Origin of the sequence: Mesorhizobium sp. M7A.F.Ca.CA.001.08.2.1 (assembly GCF_003998455.1) — a bacterium.
GTDB classification, from domain to species: Bacteria; Pseudomonadota; Alphaproteobacteria; order Rhizobiales; family Rhizobiaceae; genus Mesorhizobium; species Mesorhizobium ciceri.
The window spans coordinates 1-6,501 of record NZ_RZPW01000322.1; the positions used below are offsets into that span (position 1 = coordinate 1).

Sequence of the window (6,501 nt, forward strand, 5' to 3'; positions counted from 1 at the left end):
TGTTCCAGATCGTCCTCATCATCGCGGTCAAAGTTGGCGGCACACGACGCGATCTGGTCGAGGCCGCCTACACGCTGGGTTCCACCAACAGCGGCATCGTCGACCGGGTGATTATGCCGGCCAATGCGCCGGAGATCGCCGAGACGCTGCGGCTGGTGCTCGGCTGGGCCTGGACCTATGTCATCGTCGCGGAACTGATCGGCTCGTCATCCGGCATCGGCTACATGATCATCAACAGTCAGTCGCGGCTGGCGACGGGTCAGATCATCTTCGGCATCATCGTCATCGGACTGATCGGGCTGTTGTCCGACTTCGCCTTCAAGGCCTTCAACCGCTGGCTCTTTCCGTGGAGCCTGGCGTGAACAAGCTTCTCATCGAGGGCGTTTCGCGCACCTTTGCCGGCGTGCGCGGCGGTCAGCCGGTCAAGGCGCTGATGCCGATCGACCTGGCGGTCGCCGCCAACGACTTCATCACTATTCTGGGGCCGTCCGGCTGCGGGAAGTCGACACTGCTCAGGATTGTCGCGGGCCTGGAAGCATCGAGCGAGGGCCGTGTGCTGCTCGACGGCAAGGCGGTGACCCGGCCGGGGCCGGATCGCGGCATGGTCTTTCAGTCCTACACGCTGTTTCCCTGGCTGACTGTGGCGCAGAACATCGCTTTCGGCTTGCGCGAACGCGGAATGCCCGAAAGGGAGCGGGACGGGGTCGTCGCTTCCTACGTCAATCTCGTCGGCCTGAAAGGGTTCGAGAACCATTGGCCGAAGCAGCTCTCCGGCGGCATGCAGCAGCGCACGGCGATCGCCCGGGCGCTGGCTAACGATCCGGAGATCCTGTTGCTGGATGAGCCGTTCGGCGCGCTCGACAACCAGACGCGCGGTCTGATGCAGGAACTGCTGCTCGGCATCTGGGAACGGCGCCAAAAGACGGTGCTGTTCGTCACCCATGACATCGAGGAGGCGATCTTCATGGCCTCGCGCGTCATCGTGATGACGGCGCGGCCCGGCCGCATCAAGTCGGATGTCGCCATCGACCTGCCGCATCCGCGCCATTACACGCTGAAAACCAGCCCGGAATTCTCGGCGCTGAAAGCGCGGCTGACCGAGGATATTCGGGTCGAGGCGATGCGCACGGCGCAGGCGTAGTCAGACCGACACAGCCTGATCATCTGGAAAGATACTTGGCTCGCTCAACAGACGCTTGAGGCGAGGAAGATCACGTTTCGGGGCGTCCAGAGCCGCCTTGAACGCTACCCATTTTTCGACATCGAGAGGAAAGATGCGCCGGTCGGCCAGCCTTTCGGGTCGATTCGTTCTCGTACTCACGTGACACCTCTGCTCAGGCGGCCAGCAGCTGCTTGCGGTCGACGCGCTCCTGCTGCGGCGAGCGGGCGTAGAGTTCGCGGTAGCATTTGGAGAAATGCGAGGCCGAGACGAAGCCGCAGGCGACCGCCACCTCGACCACTGGCATCGAGGACTGGATCAGCAGGTGCCGAGCGCGGTCGAGCCGGATTTCGAGATAATAGCGGGCGGGGGAGCGGCCCATCTCGGTGCGGAACAGCCGCTCGATCTGGCGGCGCGACAGGTCGACATGATCGGCAATCTCGATCAGTGACAGCGGCTCCGACAGATTGCCCTCCATCAGTTCGATGATGGTCAGCACTTTCGAGTTCTGGACGCCGAGGCGGGCGCGTAGCGGCAGGCGCTGGCGGTCGGTGGGGCTGCGCACGCGGTCGGTCAGCACCTGCTCGCAGACGCGGTTGACGAGGTTCTCGTCAAAGTCGTCGCCGATCAGCTTCAGCATCATGTCGAGTGCGGCAGTGCCACCGGCGCAGGTGTAGATGTTCTGGTCGATCTCGAAGAGGTCGGCAAAGACATTGGCCTTCGGGAACGCCTCGGAAAAGCCCGGCAGGTTCTCCCAGTGGATGGCACAGCGCTTGTTGGACAACAGGCCGGCGGCGGCGAGAATATGCGCGCCGGTGCACAGGCCGCCGACGGCGACGCCGCGATTATATTCCTCGCGCAGCCAGGCGAAGGCGGACTTGTTTTGGTAGCGCTCGACATTGATGCCGCTGCAGACGATGGCCATGTTCGGCCGATCGGGGCCTGCCATCTTCTTGCGTTCATCCTCGAGCGACGTGTTGACCGCGCATTCGACTCCGTTCGAGGCGCGCACCGGCTTGCCGTCGATGCTGGCGAGGCGCCATCGATAGGCCTCGTAGCCGAGCATGCGATTAGCCGAGCGCAGCGGGTCGAGCGCGGTCGCAAAGGCGATCATGGTGAAATCGGGAATAAGGAAGAATACAAACGACCGCTTGATCGGATGCTTTACGGCGTTCAAGGGAACCTCACACAGCCATGGCGCGAACAGGATGTCGCGAATAGCATAGCGACATCAGGAAAAACCATGTCTGTCAATCGGCTACGCCGCTACGACAAGATTAAATTTGCGACATGGGTCGCAAATGGGCAATCGGCGTGCAGCGGGGCCCGGAAGTGGCACGAACTGTTCAAGGGACAGGCAGCGTACAGCCTGTGCGCAGAACAAATACACCGCTCTGGCTGGAGCCAGGCGGCGTTGTAGTTTTAAAGCAGCGGCAGGGATGCGCTGCCTGGAAAATCTTCAGGCGACGAAGCCGAGGCGCGCCGCATTCATGGCGCCAGTCTGGCCGGGCATGGTGTTGGCGAGACGCTGACGCTCGAGAGCGGTGGTCAGGTTCATTTCGCGGCGGGCAAAGAGGCGGGCAAAAAGCTTCATAATCATCTCCATTCGGTTGCTCAGACGGGTCGCCTTCGCTTGATGGAGTGGGGCAGCTCGTTTGCTGGCGCTGATATAGGCTTGTGTAAGCAGAAACTAAATCGCAAAAGCGAACCGCTTGATATGAAATGCGACATCGATTGCGACAGATTTGGGCAAGGTGCCCAAAATTTACGATCATTTACAAGGCATTAAGTGAAAACAGGAGCTGCTATGCGGCTTTCTCATATGCGTCATGCGTTGGTGACATGGCTCCAAAACTCATTTGAATACAAATAAAATAGAGAAGGCCTGCCGGGCGGTTCGCGCGGCAGGCCTTCAGCACATAGTACACACGATCTACTTTGCTCCAGCCCAGGATCCGATGCCATTGCGAGTACCGGTCTTGGTGTCGGAAGCCTCAGGCCAGCCGATATCCTTCTGCAGTTCGATCGGCAAGGAACGGATGGCGCGCTCGGTCTGGTAGCGGGCGCGTGCCGCGCTGAATTCGGTCGCGATGCGACCAAGAGACGACAGGATAGACATTTCTTTCTCCTTTGGTGGCTGGCGGGTGCCAGACAGCGCGTTGGTTACGTCGGGTTTGTTTCAACTTCATTTCGTGTCGAATGCAGGTCTGTGTCGGGGTCGTTTCATGTCTGCTTGTGGCAGCTGCCTCATTCGATGGAGTTGACTATCCTCCCAATCTGATGTTCAATCAAACGAAATGGAATGATGTTTTGTATCAGAAAAATTGAAGGTCGGTTGCCATGAACGCCCCGCTCAATCATCCGCTGCCACTGCTCGATCTCGACGTTTTGCGCACTTTCGTGGCGATTGCCGAGACCGGCAGCTTCACCACCGCCGCCAATGCCGTCTTTCGCACGCCGTCGGCCGTCTCCATGCAGATCAAGAAGCTGGAGGACATTCTCGGCCGCTCCGTGTTCGCGCGCGACGCCCGCTCGGTGTCGCTGACCACGGACGGCGAGATGCTGCTCGGCTATGCCCGCCGGCTGCTGTCGATCAACCGCGAGGTGGTGTCGAAGTTCATCATTCCCGAGATTGTCGGTGTCGTGCGGCTTGGTTCGCCGGACGATTACGGCGAGCGCGTGCTGCCGCATGTGCTGAAGCGTTTCGCGCAGTCGCATCCGTCGATCGCCGTCGACGTCACCATCGACCAGAGCAGCAATCTGCGCCGGCGCATGGACGACCGGGCGCTCGACATCACGCTGCTGACCAATTCCTACAAGACCAGCGCGCTCGGCGCCGAGGTGCTGCTGACCGAGCCGATTGTCTGGGCCGGCGCCAAGGGTGGCTGCGCGCATTTGCGCGAGCCCTTGCCGGTGTCGCTTTGGGAAGAGGGCTGCGCCTGGCGCGCCGGAGCGCTCGATGCGCTTGGCCGCGAGGGCCGCAACTACCGCATCGCCTATATGAGCGCGCACACGGCCGGCCAGCGCGCCGCGATCATGTCCGATCTCGCCGTGGCGCCGCTGCCGAAGTCGTTTCTCGGCAACGACATGGTCGAACTCTGCCCGAAGGACGGCATGCCCGACATCGGCACCTACAATCTGGCGATGGTGGTGGCGCCGGACGCCAGCGCGCCGGTCAAGGCCGTCGCCGACCACATCCGCGCGACCTTCGAAGTGTTCCGGGAAACCGGCAAGTTCTGACCGGCTGGTAAGGACGACAATATAGAGCTACTCCGCCGCTTCGGCGGGGCGCTGTTCAGGCCTTAGTCTCGTGTCTTGCACGATCCGGCTCTCCCCGAGAAATTCGACGATGCGCTCGCGGGCGCGCCGGGCCTCCGGCATGTCGATCAGCGGCCAGACGTGGAACATGCCTTCCTCATAGACAAGATCGATTTCAACGCCGGCGGCGCGGGCTTTTTCCGCGAAGATCAGATTGTCGGGCGTCAAAAGATCGCGCGAGCCAGTCAAAAGCAGTGTTCTTGGCAGCACTGACAGGTCTCCATAGACCGGGCTGATATGCCAGTCGCTGGGATCGATGCCGGCACTGTACAGACGAATCGCCTCTCGTCCGCCAGCTATGCCCAGCCAAGGGTCGTTGCGTTCCGCCTCGAACACTGCGGGATTGGTGAGCGACACGTCGAGACCCGGCGAAATGAGCACATGTCGTGACGGCAGGGACAGTCCTTCTTCGGCGGCCATCATGGTCAGCACCACAGCCATGTTGCCGCCGGCGGAATCGCCCATGAAGACGATGTCCTCGGCCTCCGTCTCGGCGAGCATCTGCCGGTAAACATCGCCAACCATTCCGAACATGGCGTGGAAATCATGTTCGGGGGCGATTGGATAGATCGGCACCGTGATTGCGTAGCCCAACCGATCCGCCATGTCGGCAATCAGGTGCCAATGATAGGGCGTGATTTCAAAGACATAGGCGCCGCCGTGCAAGTAGAGAATCCGCTTCTGTTCGCCGGACTTGGGTGGGATTTCGTATACGGGGAAGCCACCGACCGTATGCATCTCGATATCGAGACGCTGGTGTAGCGAGGCGGGCGGCCGGTGGTTCTCGGTCTTGCGCGCGGCTGCGATCCAGCGCTGCAGATTTTCCGGACTGGCAAATGCCTGCTTACGGCTGTGCCGCAAAACAAAAGACACGACATGGCTTTTCAAACTTGGCATGCGAATACACGAACTTCGGCCAAAGCCGACTAAGAGAACCCCCTAAATCGAAAGATTGTGCCGTGGCTGAAAATGTCAAGATTTGCGCCCGCGTCTACACGGCGGTTTGATCCGCGCCGCAGTGGTCAGCGACGCGGTAAAAGTGCGGCTCGCAGCCGGTTGCTGGTGGTCGCCGGGGACATGCGAGGTCCCCGGCGCATGCCGAGCAATTTGCATTTGTCGGCGAAGGTCATCAGCGCACGGCGCTCCAGATAGCGTTGCTGAGGGATGCCCTTTCACTGGATCGCGGCGACACCGGCCAGCCGATGTCCTTCTGGATTTCGGGCGGCAGGCTGTTCAGCAGGCGCCGCGCCTTGCTGCGGTCATGGGCTTGTCTGATGGCGGTGCCATAGCGGCTCAGGCTTTCGAGCATTGACATCGTTGTCTCCCCTGGAGCGTTGCAGCGGCTGAAAGATATTTCCTGCCTGCCGTTCGATGCCGGTTGAATGCGCCTGCCATGTATCTGGCGAATTTCACGAAAACAGCGTTTTGGTTTCCGGATCAGACGATCCGGAAACATTTGCATGCAAATGAGTTTCGAAAGGTGTTGGCGGGGGCGGGCCGCTTATTCCCTTCCACGCCTCCGCCCCTCGTGGCCTTCGCGCGAACGCCGGCGCGGAGCGGCGTCGCCGGCAACGCCATCCTCGCTGACCGTCTTGCGCGGCGGCAGTTTCACCGCTGCCGACAGTTTCGGGAACGGATCGACCTTGTTGGGCAGCGCCATGGCGTAGACGAAATGCTCCTGGAATTTCGGTTCCAGCGCCGTCTCGATCTTCTCGATCTTGCTGACCGTGTCCTCGATCTCGCGGCGGTAGCCGCGATTGAGCAGCGCCATGCGCGCGCCGGCACCGGCGGCGTTGCCGACCGCCGAGACCTTGTCGAGGTCGCAATCCGGGATCAGGCCCAGCACCATGGCGTATTTCGGATCGATGAAGGAGCCGAAGGCGCCGGCGAAATGGATGCGGTCGACATGCTCGGTGTTCTGCTTTTCCATCAACAGTTTGGTGCCGGCATAAAGCGCTGCCTTGGCAAGCTGGATGGCGCGCACATCGGTCTGGGTGATGGTGATCTTCGGCCCATCTTCCGTC

General features: G+C 61.1%; 10 protein-coding genes. 3 read left to right on the forward strand and 7 right to left on the reverse strand.

The window, feature by feature from the left end:
* Together EN914_RS19265 and EN914_RS19270 are read left to right on the forward strand one after the other, a co-directional pair.
* A partial coding sequence (locus EN914_RS19265; protein ID WP_127389206.1) for an ABC transporter permease occupies nucleotides 1-362 on the forward strand: 362 nt, incomplete at its 5' end.
* Nucleotides 359-1,141 carry an ABC transporter ATP-binding protein gene (locus EN914_RS19270; RefSeq protein WP_024501317.1) on the forward strand — a complete coding sequence of 261 codons (783 nt, stop codon included), beginning with the start codon at nucleotides 359-361 and terminating at the stop codon, nucleotides 1,139-1,141. The genes EN914_RS19265 and EN914_RS19270, both read left to right, overlap by 4 nt.
* Here the strand turns inward: EN914_RS19270 and EN914_RS19275 are convergent, their stop codons facing one another.
* From EN914_RS19275 to EN914_RS19295, 4 genes are all read right to left on the reverse strand, one after another.
* Nucleotides 1,142-1,321 (reverse strand): DUF1778 domain-containing protein, encoded by a 180-nt coding sequence (locus EN914_RS19275; RefSeq protein WP_224621728.1) that lies wholly within the window; start codon nucleotides 1,319-1,321, stop codon nucleotides 1,142-1,144.
* 13 nt (nucleotides 1,322-1,334) lie between these two features.
* Entirely contained in the window at nucleotides 1,335-2,273 is a 939-nt protein-coding gene (locus tag EN914_RS19280) for a GlxA family transcriptional regulator (protein WP_348625597.1), read from the reverse strand.
* Between the two features lie 345 nt (nucleotides 2,274-2,618).
* Nucleotides 2,619-2,753, reverse strand: a complete 135-nt coding sequence (locus tag EN914_RS39890) for a hypothetical protein (protein ID WP_013531161.1) — start codon at nucleotides 2,751-2,753, stop codon at nucleotides 2,619-2,621.
* A 339-nt stretch (nucleotides 2,754-3,092) separates the two neighbouring features.
* Nucleotides 3,093-3,278: a hypothetical protein gene (locus EN914_RS19295; protein ID WP_013531162.1), complete on the reverse strand. Its 186-nt coding sequence runs from the start codon at nucleotides 3,276-3,278 to the stop codon at nucleotides 3,093-3,095.
* A 221-nt stretch (nucleotides 3,279-3,499) separates the two neighbouring features.
* On the opposite strand from EN914_RS19295, the gene EN914_RS19300 reads away from it, so the two are divergent.
* A complete protein-coding gene (locus tag EN914_RS19300) occupies nucleotides 3,500-4,399 on the forward strand; it encodes a LysR substrate-binding domain-containing protein (protein ID WP_013531163.1) in 900 nt (299 codons plus the stop codon).
* Nucleotides 4,400-4,426: 27 nt separating this feature from the next.
* Here EN914_RS19300 and EN914_RS19305 read toward each other — a convergent pair whose 3' ends face one another.
* The 3 genes from EN914_RS19305 to EN914_RS19315 form a co-directional block, all read right to left on the reverse strand.
* The gene (locus EN914_RS19305; protein ID WP_024501316.1) at nucleotides 4,427-5,374 is read right to left on the reverse strand and encodes an alpha/beta hydrolase; all 948 of its coding nucleotides are present in this window, start codon (nucleotides 5,372-5,374) and stop codon (nucleotides 4,427-4,429) included.
* 232 nt (nucleotides 5,375-5,606) lie between these two features.
* Nucleotides 5,607-5,786, reverse strand: coding sequence for a hypothetical protein (locus tag EN914_RS19310; RefSeq protein WP_338103557.1), 180 nt, complete (start codon nucleotides 5,784-5,786; stop codon nucleotides 5,607-5,609).
* Between the two features lie 192 nt (nucleotides 5,787-5,978).
* Nucleotides 5,979-6,501 (reverse strand): ASKHA domain-containing protein (locus EN914_RS19315; protein ID WP_127389207.1); only part of this gene is annotated, 523 nt, incomplete at its 5' end.